The organism is Rickettsiella endosymbiont of Dermanyssus gallinae (assembly GCF_019285595.1).
In the GTDB taxonomy this organism is placed as follows: Bacteria; Pseudomonadota; Gammaproteobacteria; order Diplorickettsiales; family Diplorickettsiaceae; genus Rickettsiella_B.
Genome location: NZ_CP079094.1, coordinates 1,207,110 through 1,228,198, shown reverse-complemented (window position 1 = coordinate 1,228,198; position 21,089 = coordinate 1,207,110). Strand labels below are relative to the sequence as shown.

Sequence of the window (21,089 nt, the reverse complement as noted above, 5' to 3'; positions counted from 1 at the left end):
CCCCCGACACCCAAGTTCGAAGGTTGGGTATCACCCATATACGTTTGGCTGGTTGGTAGGTGAAATTGTACGCAGAGTATCAAATCTAACAATCAGGGAGGCTGTTCATAAATTTATTGCTCAGCCTTTGAGCACAATCATCACAGTTGGAGCAGCCTCTGATCTTAAACCGCTCATTGCGCCTCAAGTTTTAGCTAAGGAAAAAGATGCTACTGCATTTTCAGTAGCGGCGCGCAATAATCCAAATTCTATTCAAGCTGCTGTAGAAAATTACCCCATCGACTTTGTAGATACGGAACGAGGATTTAGCTCCGAGCTTTGCGCCGCAAATATAGTTACGAATGCGCAAGGGTTGGCCAAATTTTACGATTCTCTGCTCACAAATGACATAATCATCGATGCCTGCCATCGCCGATTAATGACAGAAACATCCATTCAGTCTGAATGTGACGCCACGTTCCTGACCCCCTCAGCGTATGGGCTTGGAGTGATGAAAAGTTTCGGAAAAATAGATGAGGATGGCTCTTTTGTTCTCAGCCGATCTGCCTTTGGCCACGTTGGGGCAGGAGGGCATTTCGCATTTGCAGAACCTTCTTGTGGCTGTTCAATGGCCTTTACTATGCGACGTATGAGTAGTGGCCTTCATATTGATGAACGCGGTAAGAAGCTTATCACAGCATTTTATCAAGACCTCGGGTACGAAATTAGCAGCGATAAAAAAAGTTTTGAAAGGAAGCATAATGCAACAATATAAATCAATTGATCTATTAGGGAAACGTTTTCCTTCCGATCTACGGCAGCCATATTATGTTCCTCATCAGATGCGTTGGTTGGGACCAAATACCAAGGTATGTGCAATTGGAAGTTGCTTTGCAACCAATTTCTCAAGGTGGATCGCGCTTCAAAACGTTCCTGTTATATCGCCGGTATGGGGACTTCATTATAATTCCCGCACAATTGCTGAAGAAATCCGGAAAGCAACCGGTGCTCAAATAAATAGAGTTATCTGGAAAATTTTAGAAGAAAATGGGAAATATAAATATTATGATGCAAAACGTCATCCAGTATTCGCGGACACAGAAGAGAACCTCTTTCAAACTGTTTCGGATATTGAAATAAAAGCATCGGTAGCAGTCGCAGACGCGGATGCTTTTATCATTACATTGGGGTTGTCAGAAATATGGGAGCAACGCACTAACTCCGGTTGGGAAGTATTAAATCGTTCTCCTCTTTCCCAGCATGTAGAGCAAGGGTTGCCAGACGTTAGGTCACGCTTTCAATCCATTAATGAAATTATAACTGATTTGAAAGAAATTGTTAGTGCGATTGATCAAACAGGTGGTCCTATTAGACCTATTGTGTTTACGGTGTCGCCAGTACCGTTAAAAACCACCGGTGCTGACATCGATGCGCGGATTGCTAATACTCGCTCTAAAGCAACATTGATTTCAGCATTGCATAATTTTCTTGAAATTATCCAGAAACCTGGTCGAGCCTCAGTATTTTATTTCCCGGCGTATGAGCAGTTTCAATATACTGATACCGATGAGCAAATCTGGCAGCGCGATATGAGACATATTCATGCGAGTAAGATTGATAAAGTTTGCTTCTCTTTTTGTCATATGTTTGCAGATGACCCCGATCGATTTTCATTATTACCAGATTTTTCCGTACCGTTGGTGTAATCATGACAACTGAAATCTTAACGCCAATGAGAGCGACTCCATCCCTTATTTCACTGGGTGTTTCAACCGCAAAAAATTCTATTCTCCCTTTATTGGCCGCATCAATTATTTGTAAAAATGAGACCACTTTTTTAACGTCAAAAGATTTCTGTTTGATTGATGTTGATACGATGCTTGATATGCTCAAGTTGTGCGGAGTGAATGTGATGCAAAATAATGACTCAATTCATCTTGACTGTAGTTGCGTTCACCAAGTGCATCTTAAAACAGAGTATACCGAGAAAACACGCTATAGCATTATATTGTTTGGAGCGCTGCTAGCACGATTTGGCGAATGCTCAACCTCGTTGCCTGGAGGATGCGATCTTGGTCGAAAATACGATATTCATTTGGATATTATGCGGCAATTAGGTTTTTACGTTGAAGATAGTATGCAGGGCATTAAGGCAATTCGAACAAATAAGGCATCAACGCTGGTAAAATTACGTTATCCTTCCGTTGGTGCGACACTAAATGCGCTCATTATTGCTTCGAACAGTGAGCCGCAGAATGGCGAAGTCATACAGTTAGTTAATTGCGCAATTGAACCAGAGATAGATAACTTAATTGAATATTTAGTAAAGTTAGGTTGTGCAATTGAGCGAAACTGGAGAACAATTTCTATCACAAGGGCTAAAAGAATAAATATTGAAAAAGTATGGCATGCTCCTATTCGGGATCGTATAGAAGCTGGATCATTTGCTTTAGCTGCTGCATTGTTAGGCTCTAAGATAATTATTCAAGGAGCACCAATTAAGTATATGGATGCCGTAATCGCTCTGTTGGTACAATTAAATGTTTATGTTTTTAACTTTGGTGATGCGTTAGTTGTTGATGGATGTTCGATAAATCGAAGTATGACAATTAATATCAATACTGAACCATATCCCGGATTTCCAACGGATCTACAACCCATTTTAGCAGCACTTTGCTCAGCCCAGTCCGTGCCATGTGCAATAACTGATACCGTAATGCCAGAAAGAACAAAGTATATTGCTTCATTAAATGCTCTAGGCGCTAATCTACGCTATGAACAAGGAGTTATTAAAGTATTCCCAGCTTATGAAGCTTGTCCAAATAAAGAAATTGTTTCCGTGACCGCTACCGATTTAAGGGCGGGCATGGCCGTGATTTTATATGCGCTTAAACAAGGGCGGGCTTGCCGGATTGAAAATTTTTTCCAGGTACGGCGAGGATATTCTAATGTTGAAGAAATAATTAGAAGTTTAGGGGGAGAGCTACAGTGCAATGTATTCAATAATTGAAGCTGCTACGTGGTGTTGGCATGTCTATATACCAATTAAAACAAACACGATGTTCTAGTATGAAGATACCTGAAAATAATCTTCGGCCCTATCAGATCGTTAATCTTATTGCTTTCAATTCATATGGGATAAATTCCATAGCAGAGCGGTGCTATTTTCCTCGAAACCTTCAAGATTTGACAGAAATCTTAGAGGAAACTTATGAGTCTAATCCTAAAGTTATTGGCGGCGGTAGCAACATAATTCTCTCAACAAATAAATACAAAAATCCAATTATATTATTATGTGGTTTCAACCAGTATTTGGTAAGTGATGCCAATTTTATTTCAGTTGGGGCCGGTGTCAAATTATCAACTTTGGTAGAGTATACGAATGCCTGTGGATTAAAGGGGATACAACGGTTAATCGGAATTCCAGGTTCCGTTGGAGGAGCTGTTAGAATGAATGCTGGGGCATATGGCCAAGAAATTGGGCAAGTTGTTAATTGGGTGGATACCCTAGATATAAAGATGGGTAAAAGAAAGCGTTGGGAAAAACATGAACTTTGTTTTTCATACCGGACAAGTTCATTTGCTTTAGATAATTATATTATAACTGATGTAGGTCTAAAGCTATCATTAGATGAAAATATACCTTTAGCTGAGCGTGTTGAGTTAGTGAGATCTGAATCTGCGGAGTTATTAGCGATTAGAATGCAAAAGATACCTTATCATATGCCAAATGCAGGAAGTGTGTTTAAACGAACACAAAATTCTATGCCTATAGGACTTATGGTGGAACAACTTGGCTTGAAAGGATACTGTATAAATGATGCGATGATTTCTTATCAACATGCAGGTATCTTTGTGAATAAAGGATTTGTTATAGGAAAGGATCTCATTTCGCTTGCAGAATTTGTTCGTGAAAAACTCGCTAGTCGATTTGGTGTGAATATTGAATTAGAACAGGTAGTCATTTGATGATTAGACTTCGTGTAAAAGAAAAAGTGCAACATTTTTTCCGTCGCATCGGGCGTGCAAAAACGGTGGGTGTGAGAGCGGTTATTTTCAATACCCAAGAAGAGGTATTGTTAGTAAAACATACCTATCGCCCGGGCTGGCACACTCCTGGAGGTGCGGTGGAAAGTGGTGAATCTCCCATTGATGCTATATGCCGTGAGATCTATGAAGAAACCGGTCTTGAGGTAACTACCGAACCCCAAATATTTGCAGTTTATAGGCACCGATGGAGAGATTTAGATGATTACCCAATCTTATATGTTGTCAAAGATCAAGAGAGTACACCAGTGACTAATGACAAAATAGAAATATCCGATGTAAAGTGGTTTCCGTTATGCGCGCTTCCCGAAGATATAACTAATAAAACCCGCGAGCGGATTGATGAAGTTCTTGGTAATAGAAAAACTGCAAAGGTTTGGTAATGAGTATTAATTCTATTAAAGATAACTCATATGTTTTAGCGGTTGGTGAGCAGGATCGTGAGCGGCTTACCATACTGAATGATATTTATGGTGAGGCCAGCCGGAGTTTTTTGGAGAGCGTATTTGCACGCATACCGCATCCTAGTGTGTTGTGCGATATAGGATGTGGTCATGGGCATATATCACGATTTATTGCAAAGACATTCAAAAAATCAGAAGTAATAGGTATTGATCAATCAGAGAGGCAATTATCAGAGGCTCAGAGATTATTAGATTTAGAAGGACTGACTAACGTACAGCTATCTTTACCTGATAATAAAGACTTAATTGGAATAGCTGATTTTTGCTATAGTCGATTCGTGCTTATGCATCAAAGTGAGCCTCGTAAATTAATCGAAAATATAAAAAAAATTGGAAACCCCGCCGCTTATTTTGTTTTTGAAGAACCTTCTTTAAAGGACGTTATTTCTTATCCTTATCGAGAATCGGTGTTCCGCGCAAATGAGCTTACATTGACTTTAGGAAAACAAAAAAAAATAAATTACAGTTATGCGGATGGTATTATTTCAGATATAGGGCATTATTTCAGGATATTTGATATAAATGTAGTGCAACCATATTTATCAAATGCTCGTAAGAAATCAATTATATATTTATCACTAATGCAAATTGCAGAGGAGTTGATAACTAAAAACTTATCAACAAAAACAGAAATTGATGCATTGATAACGGATTTAAAAGGATTTTCTCGGGATGAGAAATCCATTTGTTCAGGGTTAAAAATATATCAAATTTTTGCAAGTAATCACCAAATATGACGGCGAAGAGGGAGATTATGGCTCGTGTTGTCGGTTCTAATGATCGCATATGCGTGACTTGTTTGCGTGATGTAGAAAAGGTAGCTTTTTTTTGGGAGCCTACGCACGTATTATCGCTACTTGATCCATGTCTGCCTTCGGAGAAATCACCCAAGCTAGAGAAAGCCAAACACATTGTTTTGCGAATGTATGACCAGGAAGACACAGGGGCAACTGGCCATTTTTCGAGTATAATCGAACGTGCGTATGAACAGCTATCTAGCATCTTTGCAAAACCTAAAAACAAGGTTTTGATTCATTCGATGAGACAGGAAAGCATTGTGAAAGCAATGCGAAGTCGAAGAGCCCGCGATAGGCGTGCGTTGACGGGCGAAGCAGGAAACGCATCACGCCGTAAAGTCATTTGTGGGAGGCACGGGCATGAACTCCGAAGGAGTGAGTGCGTGCCGGACGCAGGACGTATCGCGGCCTAATTTCAGTCGCGTCATGCGAACGAATTTCGGGGACACGATGGCCGAAATTCTTCGGGAGCATAGCGACTCACTTGGTCATGCTGGCGTCAGTCGGTCCACAGCTTTCGCATATGCTGCTTTGTGCATCTTGTATGCGTCCGAAAATACCACGGATATATTCACGCGATTAATGGGAATAACTGAAAAACCGTGGCCTAATGATCGCATTGTTGAAGAATTTGATAGAGTTTTAAATCGTGGTGGAAGTTTAACTACAACATTAAAAATATATAAGGGCATGTATCCCTTACGTCTGGAAGCTTATCGTAGGCTTAACCGAAAACGAGGATTGGTTTCTCCGGTTTCAAGATAGTACATCAATTTTTTGCAGAGACTAAGTAAGCTATTGTCCACTATATTAAGCTAGCTATTTGGAGTCTAGTAAACTGTAAGTGCTTCTAAGCTTTATTTATAAAGATTGCCCGCCCATTTCACGAAGTGAAAACCAGCCAAGACCTCACTTTTCCATCGTCTCTACGATACTTGTAAAACTGAGGTCTTGGCTTTGGGCGGGCAGTAAAGTAAATCAAAATAGAAGTAGTAGGAAGGAGAGAAAGAGGGGAAAGGAAAAGAAAAAATAACTTAAGATAACTAAATATAATTCGTTCCAATTTCTTTATAAAAATAAAAAATGACAATAAAATTAACTCTACTAAGAATTCTAGATATTTCTACTAGTTGGAATGATATCCATCATCAACTTTCAAAACCTGATTTTATAAAAAAAAATTTTACAGGGAAATTATTTGAGGAGTTTTGTAAGTATTATTACCTTACCGAGCCTTCGGTACGCAGTGAATATAAAAACGTTTGGCTTTTTTCAGAAGTTCCTCATTTGGTTAGAAAGAAGCTAAATATCGGGACTCGTGATTATGGTATCGATCTTATCCTTGAAGGGCATGATAATGATTTTTCGTCAGTACAGTGTAAATTTAGAAGTGATCAAAACGCTCCGGTTAGCTGGACAAAAGATAACTTAGCAAGTTTTTTTGCTGAATCAGAAAAATCAAAATATATAATTGTTTTTACCAATGCTTCCGGAGTTGATAGTTATTCTCTAACAAAAAATAGAGGACGTATAAAAGTTGTTACTTTAGGGGATCTTCTAAATTTATCACAATCAACTATTAATCAAATTAAAAATCGAATAAAAGGTAAAAAAATAACTGCGCCTGTAAAAAAACCAAGAGATTACCAACAGAACGCTATTAATGCGGTTATTAATGGTTTTAAACAGCATGATAGAGGTCAATTAATTATTCCTTGTGGAGCTGGAAAGACACTTATCGCATTATGGATAAAAGGAGCACTAATGGCTAAACATACATTGGTGCTAGTTCCTTCTTTAGCCTTACTAAGACAAATAAAGAATGAATGGAACTCCAATAATAACGATTATATACCCTATATTTGTGTTTGCTCAGAAAAAGATATTGATAAGGAAAATGATAGTTTAGTAGTAACTATTTTTGAGATCCCTGGTAGGGTTACCACCGATCCCAAAGAAGTTCGTAAATTTTTAAGCCATAACAAAAAAAGTATTATTTATGCGACTTATCAAAGCTTAGAAGTAATTTGTAAAGTGGCTAAAGATCTCAATTTTGCTTTTGATTTAGCTATTTGTGATGAGGCGCATAAAACAGCAGGGCATAGATCAAATAAATTTTGTCTAATCCATGAAGAGGAAAATATAAAAATAAAAAAACGTCTTTATATGACAGCCACCCCGAGGGTTGTATCAAATAGATTAAAAAATGAATGGAAGAATAAGGAAATTACGTATCTTTATGACATGAGTAATAGAAATATATTTGGTCGTGAATTCTATCGTATGAGTTTTAAAGAGGCTATAGATAGAAAAATACTAGTCGATTATAGGATTGTTGCTATAGGGGTTAGCAACAGAGAAGTAGAAGAAATGATAAAACAGAGAAAATATACCTCTGAGCATGAAACAACAGCAGATGAAATTGCTAATAATTATGCACTTGAAAAATTTAGCCGAGAACACGGCACAGCGCATGCTATTACTTTTCACTCAACAGTTAGAAAAGCAAAAGATTTTCAAAAAAGACATAAAGAAATTTTTCCTGATATTCGGGCTTATCATGTGAATGGAACTCTTACTACAAATGAACGGGTTGTCATTATGAACGAATTTAAGAGTTCCGAATATGCAGTGATGACGAACGCAAGGTGCCTTACAGAGGGCATTGATATACCTGCTATTGACACTGTGTTTTTTTGTGATCCTAAAACTTCAAAAGTTGATATTGTCCAAGCGACGGGCAGGGCTTTACGAAGAGCTCATAATAAAGAAAAACAGTTAGGTTACATTGTAGTCCCCATTTATCATGCAGATGAGGAAAAGCTAGAAGAGGAGATAGAAAGTGGATTATTTAAAAACCTTATTAGTGTAGTTAGGGCTTTATCTTCTCAGGATGAAAGATTAGAGGAGGAAATAACACAGATTAAATCTGCTAAGGGGAAAAGTCCTATAATTTCACAGCATATAAGCACTAATTTAGCTTGTAACTTGATTATTCCCTATAATTTCACTGCTCAGATAAAAGATAATTTATTTTATCAAGAAATCAGTACAATTCGATTAGGTTGGTTACCATTTGAAGAAGCTAGAGAGTTTGTCCATAGTTTAGGCCTAAAAAAAGGAGATGATTGGTTAATCTACTCTAAAAATGGAAAGAGACCTGAGAATATACCATCAAACCCTGATAAAGCATATAAGAGTACAGGATGGGTATCTATGGGGGATTGGTTAGGAACTGATTACATAGACACTAAAAAAAGAGCTTACTGGCCTCATGGAAAAGCAAGAGAGTTTATTCGTAAATTGAAATTGCAAACTGGAGAGGATTTTCAATTATTTTGTGAAAGTGGGGAGAAGCCTTCAGAGATACCCAAAGCCCCTGATCAAGTTTATAAACAAAACGGATGGGTATCTATGGGGGATTGGTTGGGGACTAATTTCATACATACACACAAGCGGAGTTATCTACCATTTGAAGAAGCAAGGCTAATTATTCATAAATTTAAAATACAAACTCAGGAAAAGTATCGAGAATTTTGTAAAAATGGAGATAACCCTGAAAATATACCTGCAAGTCCAGCAACAGTATATAAAGACACAGGATGGGTCTCATGGCCTGATTGGTTGGGGACTAATTTCGTACATACACATAAGCGGATTTATCTATCATTTGAAGAAGCAAGGCTAATTATTCATAAATTTAAAATACAAACTGGGAAGGAATATCATTCATTTTGTAAAAGTGGAGATAAACCCGAGAATATACCGTCAAATCCTGATAAAACATATAAGGATAAAGGATGGGTATCTATGGGGGATTGGTTGGGGACTAATAATAAATCTTCTTTTGATTATGAATTTCTTCTCTTTGAAAAGGCAAGAAAGTTTGTTCGTGATTTAGGTTTAGAAACTAGAAACGACTGGTTGAATTATTGTAAAAGTGGAAAGAGACCTGAGAATATACCTTCGAATCCACAAAGAACTTATAAAGATAAAGGCTGGATATCATGGACAGATTGGCTTGGAAAACAGGAGGAAAATGATTCATAATCCGCGGGGACAACTTCTATTTAACTATTTTATAATTTGCTAATGACTTGATTATTATATAAATAGTATCCATTATTATATAATAATAATTAGGATAATTCTTTTTGAAATTAACATCACGTGATGTAGAGATTTTAAAATTTATCAATGAATTTGGTTTCTGTGAAATGCCACAGATCAGCCAATATTTTGGCTTGCATAAACCTCGTAATTATCAAATTATTAATAAATTAGAACGACACAAGCTGTTGTTACATGAACGCATTTTTTATCGGCGGCATGGCTTGTATCGTTTAACACCAGCCGGTGCCCGCTTTTCTCAGTTACCACCTTTGCATAGGGTACCCTTAGCTAATTACCATCATGACTACATGGTATTAAATCTTTTTATGAAATTAAAGGCGATTTATCCTGATTCATCATGGATTAGCGAACGAAAATTAAAACATGATAAGTATAAATTAGGGGTAGGCCAACATGGCCATTTGCCGGATGGCATATTAGTTTTTGCTGATGGAAAACAGATTGCTATTGAGGTAGAACTTTCTTATAAAAGCAATCAACGTTTAGAGGACATTTTAAAAACCTATGCGACCCAGTTTGCCTTGCAAGAGGTTTGGTATTTTTGTCACGAATCGATGGTGCCTAAATTAAAAGAAGCCGCAAAAGCCATGCCCTTTGTCAAAATTCATGTACTAAAAACATTTTTAGAAAAACAACTCACTCACGTGCATGCCCTTACAGGATAGCGGCTTTTTAGAACGACCACGAGAGACTATTCAATGTGTGTTGATTGGACTTTGTTGTCTATGGCAAAGCATAGTTGGTTTATTGGGTCTTTTACTTTTTCTTATCTTAATCCGAGTATTTCGTTATTCTGCATGGAAGGTATTGTTTATTGGTCTGGTATTAGCACTTACCAGTAGCTTGTTGATCGAATGCCGATCACATTTTGACCTATCATTTTTTGAATTGATGCGCGCAGGGTTTGACCAAAACCTGACATTTTGGAAAATAGTGTTTAGTCACGGTTTTAGCGCGGCAGTAAGGTTTGTTTATCAACATGGAGTTGATTATGTGTTGGGCTTTCCAATCTTGTTTGCGGGCTTATTTGGCATGACAGAATGGATACCTAACTCGACTCATGAATGGGAACTTAAGGCCATTCAAAGGGGTAGGGAATCCTCATTGAAGCAGCATACGTTAAATTGGAAAAAATATTTCCTTAAACCGAACAAACAATCCCAAGAAGGAACGCTTTTAGGCTTCTCTGACGAACAAGAAGCGATTGTCATATCAGACAGCGCTATCAATCAGATGCTCTTAGTGTTGGGCACCACAGGCGGCGGTAAAACGGTTACCTTGCGGCGCTTTTATCAACGAGCTGTCCAACAAGCGTATCCCTTAATTATTATTGATGGTAAACCCACCGAAGAAAACGTTGCATGGTTACAGAAAAAATCACAGGATCACGGACGTACTTTCTATGGTTTTAACTGCGCTGACAATCACCACTATGATCCTTTAGCACATGGCGGTTATACGGAGCTTAAAGACAAGCTGATTAGTTTAAAAGATCAGTGGGAAAATGATTACTACCGTTCAATTGCCGAAGATTACTTGCAGACTACATTTGAAGTGTTGTTGCATCTCAAAGAAGCCTTTGATTTAAAGACTGTCGTTAACTGTTTAGATTTTAGAGAGTTAGCACTTAAAACACGCGGCATCACTAATGAAACACTTAAAAACCGTGTACTACGGTTACAACAGTATGATGCCAAAGACATTACAGGGTTACAGGCACATTTGAATTTACTCATCCATTCAGAACTCGGCGCTTTTTTTGAAAAAACCAGCAATACCTTTAATTTAGAGGAAATCATTCAAACGAATAGTGTGGTGTATTTCGCTTTACCTGCCTTACGTTTTCCGAGTTTTGCTAAGGTCTTAGGCAAATTAATTATTAACGATATCAAAGCAGTGATTGATCGTTTAGAAACTAAGCAACGTATTTTTACGGTATTTGATGAGTTTTCCGTATTTGCCGGCGAACAAGTGTTAAATCTTGTAAATATGGGGCGCGGTAAAGGTATTCATGCGATTTTTGGTACACAAGGGTTGGCTGATTTAAAACGCGTCGATGATAATTTTGGCAATCAATTATTGAATTGCGTGAATACCCTGATTTGTCATCGGTTGAATGATCATGAAAGTGCAGAGAGTGTTGCGAGTTGGATTGGAACACAAGACGGATTTGATGTGACTGCGCAAATTAGCGAAGACAATTCAACCGGAATGGGCAGCGTCAAACGCAATAAATCCTTCATTATTCATCCTGATTCTATTAAGCAAGAATTACAATCAGGCGAAGCTTTTTATGTTAGTAAAGTAAATCAATTTCAACATAAAAAAGTAAAAGTTATTTTTACAAAATAATTAAAAAAACACTATATTTATAGTGATTTTAAATACAAATTAAGTTAAAATAATCTTATTAAATACCTTTAATTTCATAAAAAAAATGATATTAAGAAAAGGGGAAAAAAGAAGAATTCAACTAACTTATTTAATCATTTGTTTTTTCTTATTTTTCCCTTCCGTATCATGGGGATATGGTGGAGAAACCCCTGTTAGCGACGGGCTAAATTGGTTTATTGATCGCATGTATGGCGACACGGGATTAGCTATTGCGACACTATCGATTATTGCCGTAGGACTATTATGTGCGGGTCATCGTATCGAGTGGAAATATTTCATACAAACACTGATTGGCATTGGCATTATATTTGGTGCCGGTAGTATGGCAAGAACCATACGTAGCGCTGTTTATTAATAAAAACAATAACAAGGAATACTGTGAAAGATTATCCGATCGAAGTTGACGCCTTAGCACTGGCATTAACACGGCCGCCGGTATTTATGGGTATTCCACTGCGTTTGTTTTTCGCTAATGTAGCGGTAAACATGATGATTTGTCTTGATCTCCATACCTTAATGGGTATTCCTTTGTTTGGTGTGATACACCTGATTTTATTTCGCTTAACAATGAAGGATTTACAATTCTTTCAATTATGGTTGAAGTATTTTATGCAAACGCCACCCGTTTTAAACAGTCACTTTTGGGGTGGTACGAATAGTTATCAGCCAGGATAAAACATGCTGTCTAAGATAAAAAAGAGGGGATATAGTCCCATAGACCAAAGACTTAGAAAAGAAGCCAATGCGTCACGCCATATTAATATAGTAGGACACTATAACGATGAGACGTTGATCGATAAAAGCGGCAAATTGATTCAAATTATTCAAATAGAGGGCATTGATGGTCTTACACATAGTGAAGCGACCTTAGATGTCTATAAAAATCGGCGTAATAGTTTATTAAAAAGTTTCTCTTCTGAAGTTGCGATTTATTTTTGGACAGTGCGGCGTCAAACCATCGCTTTTCCTGCTGGAGAATTTCAGTCAGGTTTTTCCCAGCAACTCAATGAAAAATATCGTCAGAAGATTCAGCAACGCCCGATGTTTCAGAATGAAATGTACATCGGTATTGTCACAAAACCGGCTGAAGGTATTTTAAATCAAGGTTTTAATTGGTTTAAAAAACTAAACCATCAAGCGGGTAAGATAGCCCAGCAACAACAGTTACTTAAAACGCGCGAAGCCTTAACGGCGGTGACTCAGAAAATAGTAAAAACCTTATCTGACTATCAACCACGATTACTCAGCGTTTATCAAAAAGGCGGCATGGCCTTTTCTGAGCCTTTAGCATTGATGGGTCAATTGATTAATGCTGACAAACAAACGATTCCCTTGTTGATGCAAGATGCTTCTGCTTATTTACCCAGAAAACGATTATTTTTTAATCGACATAGCGGCACGATTGAATCCCGTACGGGTGATAACATTAAGCAATTTTCTGCGGTTATTTCGATTAAAGCGTATCCTTCTATGACCTATCAAGGGATATTAGATGGCCTTAATTCACTACGCATGGAATATACCTTAACGCAATCCTTCCGATTCTATGATCGTTATTTAGCGAAGACTCGCTTACGCGATCAACAGCGCGATATGCAACAAACCAAAGAAGAATCCGTGCGGCAAACGGAACAAATTGATGAATCCTTTGATGATACGGCCAGTGGCGAAGTCAATTATGGGAAACATCATTTTAGTTTAATTTGCTATGCCAACACCTTAGAACAACTAAACCAACACGTAGGAGAAATCATTGCCTTGTTATCCGATCGCGATATCGTCTGTGTTCGAGAAGAGGTCGGTTGTGAATGTGCTTTTTGGGCGCAGCTACCAGGTAACTTTTCTTATATTGTGCGCGAAGCGGAGATCTCTACTAAAAATATCGCGGCTTTTGCGAGCTTGCATGATTCACCTCGTGGTCAACGTGAGCATAATTTCTGGGGTGATGCGGTTACGGTGTTAGAAACCTTATCCGGTAGTCCGTATTATTTTAATTTTCATGAAAGAGATGTCGGTAACTTTATGGTGGTCGGTTCAATGGGTAGTGGTAAAACATTACTGGTTGGATTTCTGATTGCACAAAGTATGAAGTTTGGTGGCAAACGTGTGATCTTTGATAAAGATCGCGGCTTAGAAATCTTAGTCAGAGCCTTGGGTGGTACGTATGAAATTCTAAAACCAGGGATTGCAACGGGATTTAATCCTTGCCAATTAGCAGACACACCAGAAAATCATACGTTTCTATTACAGCTTTTTAAACAATTGCTGAAATCACCGACTAAACCCTTAGATGAATCCGAAATAAAACTCATTGAAGAAGCGATTACGGGTATGTATCGCTTAAATTTAAGTGAAAGACAATTTTGTCATATTGCACCTTTCTTTGGCGTTAATAAAAAAGGCTCGCTGCGCGCACGGTTTGAGTTGTGGCATGGCGGTTGTGAAAATAGCTGGTTATTTGATAATGCACAGGATTGTTTTGAACAGCAGCGTTACGAATCTGATGTCATCGGGCTTGATTTAAGCCATATTCTAAAAGACGAATCCTGTAAAATACCGGCCTTGATGTATTTATTACATCGATTTAGCCAACAACTCGAAGGTCAGCGCGGTCTTATCTTTCTTGATGAAGCTTCGCCCGCCTTACAAGACAAGTATTTTAAGCCCATTATCAATGATCTATCCCGTACTCCGCGCAAGAAAAATAATTGTTTTGGCTTAGGCACGCAGGCCGCCTATGACACAACGTTGTCAAAAAATCATCAGGTGATTAATGAAGCGGCCGCATGCAAAATCTTTTTCCCTAATCCGATGGCGGATCGAAAAACCTATATGGAGCATTTCGGTCTAAGTGAACGAGAATTTGAACTGATTAAAACCTTACCCAATGAAAGTCATTATTTTTTATTAAATTACGGCCGAGGTAAAACATCCGTCGTCTTACGAGCAAATTTACAAGGCTTGGAAGACGAGATTGCGGTTATTTCAGGACGTACCGAAACCATCGCATTACTCGATACCATTCGTGCTGAAGTGGGTAATGATCCAAGCATTTGGCTACCGATTTTCCATCAGCGGAGAAAATCGCATGCGGCTTAAATTGGTTAAAATCATGACTTTAAGTTTATTAATACTTTGTCCCTTAAAGAGTAACGCCGATCCTTTTATTAGTGGTGTATTGCACCTTGTCGCACAGATAGAAGGGTATCAAATGCAGATGGAGAATATTCAATCGACGATTTCACGATTAAATCGTCAGATAAAACAAGCGGTATCAGGTCATTCTGAATGGGCACATTGGCGATTTAGGGATTTTCAATCCTGGGGACTTCATGCCGATCGTTGGGGTTCGCTTTTAGAACTAGTAACGCATGGTGGGAATGACGGTCAGTTAGGTCTCATTCTTCGTTTATTATCACGCGAATTTCCGGCAGGCATCGAACTTTACAACCGAGTGAATCGGAATCGATCGGATCAACAATTTTATAGCTTAAGAGCAAAAACCGCCTTAGTCACAAGAGCGGCCAGTCAATTGAGCTACGATAGAATTCAAGAACAAATAAACTATGCAAACGAATTGCGTTCACAAATTGGCACCACCAGCACCTTAAAAGAAGCGGTTGATTTAGAAACCCGCATTAACCTAGAAAATAATTTAATTCAGATTGAAGTGTTGCGTCAACTAGCGTTAATGAATCAACAACACGCGGTTAATGCACAAACGGAGGTCAATCTCGACCTGCAAACGGCGCGCTTTGTTGCTTCTATTCGGTAAATACTAAGGAATATGACTATGCAAAAATTAATACCGTATTTCACATTCATATTATTTCTAGGCATTTGTGTCGTGAGTTGTGCGGCAGAACCCTTACGAGCACCGAACGACAACATGGTGATTAAAACAAAAATTAATACCTGGTAAGGAGTAACAAAATGATCAGTGGAAACTATCATGTGCTGGTTTTAGCCTTCATCATTATGGCCGGTTTGTTTTTGATCAATGAAGATTATTATGCGCTGACAGTAGCCTTTGTTGTGATGGGTGGTTTGTTAGTGTTAGGCGTATGCCAGGGCTGAAATGATAAACCTTTCTCCAGACAGCTTTATTACAGACACATTATCCGCCGTAGATGATGTGATTGCTTATTTTGTACAAACTACTTATGAGCAGTTGGTACAAGGCTACAGTAACACCTTATTGGCCTTAAGCACGCTCTATATTTTGTTGTTGGGTTATCGTTTTGCGATGCATACTTTAACGGCGGATTTTACAACCATTTGCCGACATTTGATCGTTTTATTAGTAGTGACCAGCTTATGCACTAATTGGTCAATGTATCACTTATTTATTTATAATATTTTTACTAACGAGCCAAATTATATTGCACAAATCATTAGTCAGACGCCAGGTCAGATACCGGATGAAACGATTGCACAGGGACTCAATCAAGTCTTTAGCACAGGGATGGAAGCAGCAACCGTCTTGTTTAGTAAAGGATTCTATCTTTTTTTCTGTGGTCTTTTTGTCGCGGCCTTTACCTTTTTATGCTGTATGTCCGCGCTAGGACTTTTAATTTATACAAAATTGGCGATGGCCATTGGCTTGGCTTTGGGGCCCATTTTTTTAACCTTTATACTTTTTGAATCAACACGCGGTTGGTTTGTGAGTTGGTTGGGCAAATTATTTAACTTTTCACTGGTGCCTATTATCACCACCAGCATTCTAGTGTTGATGTTGTCGATTATTAATCTAGTGTTGCCTGATTTAGCGTATGAAGCCACCGTGAGTAAACCTAATTTTTTTACGGTAGGCATTTTTGGTGGATTATCACTCATCACCGCGTTTCTATTAAAACAAAGCCTATCGATAGCCAGTAGTTTAAGTGGTGGCCTTACCTTAGCGGCCTTAAATCAAGTCGGTGGTATGGTGAAATCGGCTTTAACGAATAGTGGTGCTAAGGCGGCGGCTAACTTAGCCAGTCGCGGTTTTAACACTGTGCGTGGTGCATTAGCAAACCGCGCAGCCGCCCAAAAACAATCCACGATTAATGCAGCAGTACAACAAGGAAAAGATAAAGATTAGTTAGTCATTTTTATAAAACAACAAAAATAGTAAAGAATGATGAGTCAGATAAAAGACGTTAACAGCGATGTAAAAGAAACCTATTACCAAGCGGCTGATGATTGGCGTCACGATATTTATCAAAGTAAAACGCTTTGGTTACGCTACTCTCTGATAGCTAACGCAGGCTTATTACTATCCTTGTTACTGGCACTCCTCACCCTGGTTTGTTTAGTGCCACTCAAACAAAAAGTGCCTTATCTATATACGTTTAATCATGCGACTGGTGAAGTAACCAAACTCGGTGAATTAGAACCCACACACTTAACGGCTAATTGGCAAATGACGCGTTTTTTTCTCATTCATTATGTGATGAATCGTGAAAGCTATGACAGTGATCATTTAGAAATACCCTATCAATTAGTTTGGGCACAATCCAGTCCAACGATTCGTCAACAATACGATACCGAAGTGGATAGTCAAGCTAGCACATCGCCTTACCATAAATACGGTAAAGATAAAGCGATTAGGGTACCTAAAGTATGGCCTTCTCGTTTAAATGACCACACAGCGGTTATTCGATTTGAAAAGCATTTGATTGATAAAGGGACTAATACACAACAAATCGCGCATGAAGAAGCGATTGTAAAATGGCAGTATCAATCCGTTAAAGCCACGCAAGCCCAACTAGATAGAAATCCACTCGGATTTACCGTGACATATTATCAAGTGACCTCGGTTAATTTAAGCCACGAAGAAGGAAAATAACATGAATAAAAAACTAAGTTTCTTTGTTTGCATCCTCATGATCATTATCCCGCTTCATGAGACAACAGCCGCTTTATTGCCTCGATCCGTTGCGGCAGATAAGCATGTAAAAACAGTCAATTATGATCCAAATAATGTCGTAATGATTCAGGGTGCCTATGGTTACGAAACGCACATTATTTTTTCGCCAGATGAGAAAGTACAAAATGTTGCTATTGGGGATAGCTTAGCCTGGCAAACCAAATACATTGAAAATAATTTTTTTATCAAGCCGATAGCCGCCTCTAAAACAAATATGACGGTGTTAACCAATGTGAAGAGCTATAACTTTGAACTAGCTGCCAATGACGAAAAGATTTCACCGCTCTATCAATTAACATTTACTTACCCGACCGGCGGTTTTGATAATCGTGGACAAAGTAACGCCATAGGTACTTGTGATCCTACACAAATTAATTGGAAATATAGTTTTACGGGTGATGAAAGCTTAGCGCCGATTGAAGCCTTTGATTGTAACGGTCAATTTACGTATTTTCGGTTCAAAAGTAGCCTGCCTGCTATTTTTGTCGTTGATAAGAAACGTAGAGAAACGCTCATAAATTATCACATGAAAGGCGACTACGTGATCGTAAATACCACAGCGCCACGATTTACCTTACGCAGTGGACGTTATGTAACCAGTATTTATAACGAAGCTCTTTCAGGCGAGGAATAAGACGATGGAGAAGCCAACACCAACCACTACGGATGGGTCATCAGACATCGCGCAACCAGCGCGAAAAAAGCCGGTACTCATTGTCATTCTCGGTGGACTATTATTTTTATTAGTCACACATTTTTATTTTAATGCTAAAAAGACAACGTCAAAAAACGAATTCCAGGTAGAAGAAAGCTATACCACACCGACTACGGCATCAAAAAAATCAACCATCATACCGATAAAAGAAAAATCAGAGGCAGAAGAAAAGCCACTCTCGGAACAACAACTCGCCTTATTGGAAGAAAAACAAAAAGAATTACAGAAACGCTTAGCCGCACCGATGCTTGTACTCAATCAAGAAAGTAAGGATCACACGGATCATGTTGTCAAAGAAAACAAAGTGTTGAATACGGATGCGAATAGTCAATTTTTACAACAAGCGAGTGCCACTTCCCATCAAAGTGTTCAAGCAACCCAAGTAGGCGCTTTAAATCAATTGATAGGCGAAGGTCAAATCATTCATGCCATTTTAGAAACGGCTATTAATTCTGATTTACCAGGCAACTTAAGAGCAATGATTGATCGGCCTGTTTACTCAGAGGATGGATCACGGATATTAATACCGTTAGGCAGTCGCTTAATTGGTCAATATAAAAGCGGCATGTTACAAGGCCAATCACGCGTGTTTGTGGTTTGGACACGACTCATAACACCGGAGGGTGTTAGCTTAAATCTCGCTTCGCCTGGCGTAGATACTTTAGGTATGGCGGGCATGGCAGCAGATACGATGGATCATCATTTTTGGCGACAATTTGGCTCTGCCATATTGCTGTCAGTGCTGGGTGTCGGTACATCTAATGTGGGTGTGGCCGAAAATACCTCCTATAACGCCACACAAGCCTATCGAATCGCTGTGGCAAATAGTTTAAATCAGACTGCACAACAAGCCTTACAGCAGCAGGGCATGATTCCACCGACCTTATGGATTAACCAAGGTAGTCCTATTCAAGTGTTTGTTGCCCATGATCTCGATTTTAAAGCGGTTAATCAAACGACAAATTCTAAAATTAATATTTTCTAACCAATAAAAAATGTCTATCAAAGCTTTAGAAAGTTATTTAGAACCATTAAAACCTTGTTTACAAACAGAGGGCGTCACGGAAGTGTGTATCAACCGACCAGGCGTTGTGTTCGTTGAAGAGAAGGGATGTTTTAAACAATACACAGCAGAAAAACTTGAATTTGGCTTTCTTGAGACCTTAGCGCATCTCATTGCAGAATTTAATCATAAGCAATTTCCGCATCCTTTAATTTCTGGCGATTTACCTAGCAGCGAGCGGGTACAGTGTGTCATGCCGCCGGCTTGTGAAAAAAATAAGATTATTTTTTCTATTCGCTGTCATTCACGTCGCAATATGAGTTTAGAAGATTATCAAGCCGCTGGAGTCTTTGATTCATCTAATTCTGCAAATGATAACTCGTATGAGCAAACAGCCGATTTACTCAAGGACTTATATGAGGAAACGTTGAAAGATAAGAAAAAAATTCTAAAATTTCTACAATTAGCCATAAAAGCTAAAAAGAATATCCTTATTAGTGGCGGAACGGGTACAGGTAAAACCACCTTTCTGAATGCGTGCTTACAATTGATTCCTGATACTGAACGCTTAATTACCGTAGAAGACACTCGAGAAGTTAAGGTTAAACAGCCTAATACCGTTCATTTGCTTTTTAATCAAGACGATGAAGAGATTACGGCTGAAAAACTATTTAAGACGTGTTTACGCTTAAGACCGGATCGAATCTTATTGTCTGAGTTACGCGGTGCCGAGGCGTGGTCGTTTTTAAGAGCAGCCAATAGTGGCCATCCTGGCAGTATCAGCACGGTGCATAGTGATACACCGCGAGCTTGTTTTGACCAGCTCGTTTTTATGATGCAGCAAGCGGGTAACACATCGAGTGAAGAAAAATTACGTGCCTACATTCAATCTATTATTCCTATCGTTATTCAATTAAAGCGCAGTGCCAATAAAACGCGATTCGTAGAGATAGCCGAGGTTTATTTTAGTAACTCTTTTACCTAAGGCGATTTATCGCATCATTATGAATAACGGATAATTTCCTATATTCACAATGATAAAATTATCTAATTAATTTTATTTTATGAGAATCTTGCTAAGATTGTAATTAGGTAATTTTTATTAAAAAATATTTGTATATTAGTAATATTTTATTACTATTTTTACAGTAAAATTCTATAAGTCCCTATTTTTACAGTCATTTTTTAACATTAGTTGACTTAATTAATTAAATTATGGTTATATATTATTTCGATATACATTCCATATTAGTTATAAACTTTACTAATAAATTACTAACAAATTATAAGTAAGAGAGAAAAATTTATGAACCCATCAATAGATACAACTTGGACAGAAGAAGAAGCTAAATTAACTGAGTTTGAACTCCTTCTTTTGAAAATGTTTCATGTATTTAGTCGTTGGCAAGAAGACTGTGAGAAAGTAGCTAGTCAAACGGATTTAACTAGCAGTGAGCTATCTATCCTGCATACGATGAGACAGGAAAGCATTGTGAAAGCAATGCGAAGTCGAAGAGCCCGCGATAGGCGTGCGTTGACGGGCGAAGCAGGAAACGCATCACGCCGTAAAGTCATTTGTGGGAGGCACGGGCATGAACTCCGAAGGAGTGAGTGCGTGCCGGACGCAGGACGTATCGCGGCCTAA

General features: G+C 38.4%; 22 protein-coding genes and 1 pseudogene. All 23 read left to right on the top strand.

From position 1 onward, the window contains the following. Positions 1-16 precede the first annotated feature (16 nt). Positions 17-754 (top strand): annotated as a pseudogene (locus KX723_RS06250) (serine hydrolase); the annotation flags it as partial. Then, positions 741-1,685, top strand: a complete 945-nt coding sequence (locus KX723_RS06245; protein ID WP_218813539.1) for a GSCFA domain-containing protein — start codon at positions 741-743, stop codon at positions 1,683-1,685. The pseudogene KX723_RS06250 and the gene KX723_RS06245, both read left to right, overlap by 14 nt. Positions 1,686-1,687: 2 nt before the next feature. After that, positions 1,688-2,989, top strand: coding sequence for a UDP-N-acetylglucosamine 1-carboxyvinyltransferase (locus tag KX723_RS06240; RefSeq protein WP_218813538.1), 1,302 nt, complete (start codon positions 1,688-1,690; stop codon positions 2,987-2,989). Positions 2,990-3,048: 59 nt separating this feature from the next. Beyond that, complete coding sequence (murB, locus tag KX723_RS06235) at positions 3,049-3,948, top strand: UDP-N-acetylmuramate dehydrogenase (protein WP_218813537.1); 900 nt, start codon at positions 3,049-3,051, stop codon at positions 3,946-3,948. Continuing rightward, positions 3,948-4,409: an NUDIX domain-containing protein gene (locus KX723_RS06230; protein WP_246562594.1), complete on the top strand. Its 462-nt coding sequence runs from the start codon at positions 3,948-3,950 to the stop codon at positions 4,407-4,409. The genes murB and KX723_RS06230 overlap by 1 nt, the downstream gene beginning before the upstream one ends. Then, entirely contained in the window at positions 4,409-5,227 is an 819-nt protein-coding gene (locus KX723_RS06225) for a class I SAM-dependent methyltransferase (protein ID WP_218813535.1), read from the top strand. The genes KX723_RS06230 and KX723_RS06225 overlap by 1 nt, the downstream gene beginning before the upstream one ends. Positions 5,228-5,244: 17 nt before the next feature. Beyond that, a complete protein-coding gene (locus KX723_RS06220) occupies positions 5,245-5,700 on the top strand; it encodes a protein-tyrosine phosphatase family protein (RefSeq protein WP_218813534.1) in 456 nt (151 codons plus the stop codon). A gap of 37 nt (positions 5,701-5,737) precedes the next feature. After that, positions 5,738-6,052: a hypothetical protein gene (locus KX723_RS06215; RefSeq protein ID WP_218813533.1), complete on the top strand. Its 315-nt coding sequence runs from the start codon at positions 5,738-5,740 to the stop codon at positions 6,050-6,052. A gap of 318 nt (positions 6,053-6,370) precedes the next feature. After that, positions 6,371-9,337 carry a DEAD/DEAH box helicase family protein gene (locus KX723_RS06210; RefSeq protein WP_218813532.1) on the top strand — a complete coding sequence of 989 codons (2,967 nt, stop codon included), beginning with the start codon at positions 6,371-6,373 and terminating at the stop codon, positions 9,335-9,337. Positions 9,338-9,441: 104 nt separating this feature from the next. Continuing rightward, positions 9,442-10,086 carry a MarR family winged helix-turn-helix transcriptional regulator gene (locus KX723_RS06205; RefSeq protein ID WP_218813531.1) on the top strand — a complete coding sequence of 215 codons (645 nt, stop codon included), beginning with the start codon at positions 9,442-9,444 and terminating at the stop codon, positions 10,084-10,086. Next, positions 10,070-11,773 carry a type IV secretory system conjugative DNA transfer family protein gene (locus KX723_RS06200; RefSeq protein WP_218813530.1) on the top strand — a complete coding sequence of 568 codons (1,704 nt, stop codon included), beginning with the start codon at positions 10,070-10,072 and terminating at the stop codon, positions 11,771-11,773. The genes KX723_RS06205 and KX723_RS06200 overlap by 17 nt, the downstream gene beginning before the upstream one ends. An 85-nt stretch (positions 11,774-11,858) precedes the next feature. After that, positions 11,859-12,170 carry a TrbC/VirB2 family protein gene (locus tag KX723_RS06195; RefSeq protein WP_218813529.1) on the top strand — a complete coding sequence of 104 codons (312 nt, stop codon included), beginning with the start codon at positions 11,859-11,861 and terminating at the stop codon, positions 12,168-12,170. A gap of 23 nt (positions 12,171-12,193) precedes the next feature. Beyond that, positions 12,194-12,490, top strand: a complete 297-nt coding sequence (locus KX723_RS06190; RefSeq protein WP_218813528.1) for a VirB3 family type IV secretion system protein — start codon at positions 12,194-12,196, stop codon at positions 12,488-12,490. A gap of 3 nt (positions 12,491-12,493) precedes the next feature. Continuing rightward, positions 12,494-14,914: a VirB4 family type IV secretion/conjugal transfer ATPase gene (locus KX723_RS06185; RefSeq protein WP_218813527.1), complete on the top strand. Its 2,421-nt coding sequence runs from the start codon at positions 12,494-12,496 to the stop codon at positions 14,912-14,914. Then, positions 14,904-15,590, top strand: a complete 687-nt coding sequence (locus KX723_RS06180) for a type IV secretion system protein (protein WP_218813526.1) — start codon at positions 14,904-14,906, stop codon at positions 15,588-15,590. The genes KX723_RS06185 and KX723_RS06180 overlap by 11 nt, the downstream gene beginning before the upstream one ends. Before the next feature lie 18 nt (positions 15,591-15,608). Next, complete coding sequence (locus KX723_RS09755; protein WP_281421126.1) at positions 15,609-15,737, top strand: hypothetical protein; 129 nt, start codon at positions 15,609-15,611, stop codon at positions 15,735-15,737. Between the two features lie 11 nt (positions 15,738-15,748). Then, entirely contained in the window at positions 15,749-15,892 is a 144-nt protein-coding gene (locus KX723_RS06175) for a hypothetical protein (protein ID WP_218813525.1), read from the top strand. A gap of 1 nt (position 15,893) precedes the next feature. After that, entirely contained in the window at positions 15,894-16,898 is a 1,005-nt protein-coding gene (locus KX723_RS06170; protein WP_218813524.1) for a TrbL/VirB6 family protein, read from the top strand. A 36-nt stretch (positions 16,899-16,934) separates the two neighbouring features. Beyond that, the gene (locus tag KX723_RS06165; protein ID WP_218813523.1) at positions 16,935-17,645 is read left to right on the top strand and encodes a VirB8 family type IV secretion system protein; all 711 of its coding nucleotides are present in this window, start codon (positions 16,935-16,937) and stop codon (positions 17,643-17,645) included. A gap of 1 nt (position 17,646) precedes the next feature. Beyond that, positions 17,647-18,360, top strand: coding sequence for a TrbG/VirB9 family P-type conjugative transfer protein (locus KX723_RS06160; RefSeq protein ID WP_218813522.1), 714 nt, complete (start codon positions 17,647-17,649; stop codon positions 18,358-18,360). A 4-nt stretch (positions 18,361-18,364) separates the two neighbouring features. After that, on the top strand, positions 18,365-19,426 hold the full coding sequence (locus KX723_RS06155; protein WP_218813521.1) for a TraB/TrbI/VirB10 family type IV secretion system protein: 1,062 nt from the start codon (positions 18,365-18,367) through the stop codon (positions 19,424-19,426). A 10-nt stretch (positions 19,427-19,436) separates the two neighbouring features. After that, positions 19,437-20,429 (top strand): P-type DNA transfer ATPase VirB11, encoded by a 993-nt coding sequence (gene virB11 / locus KX723_RS06150; protein ID WP_218813520.1) that lies wholly within the window; start codon positions 19,437-19,439, stop codon positions 20,427-20,429. Positions 20,430-20,750: 321 nt separating this feature from the next. Then, entirely contained in the window at positions 20,751-21,089 is a 339-nt protein-coding gene (locus KX723_RS06145; RefSeq protein WP_218813519.1) for a hypothetical protein, read from the top strand.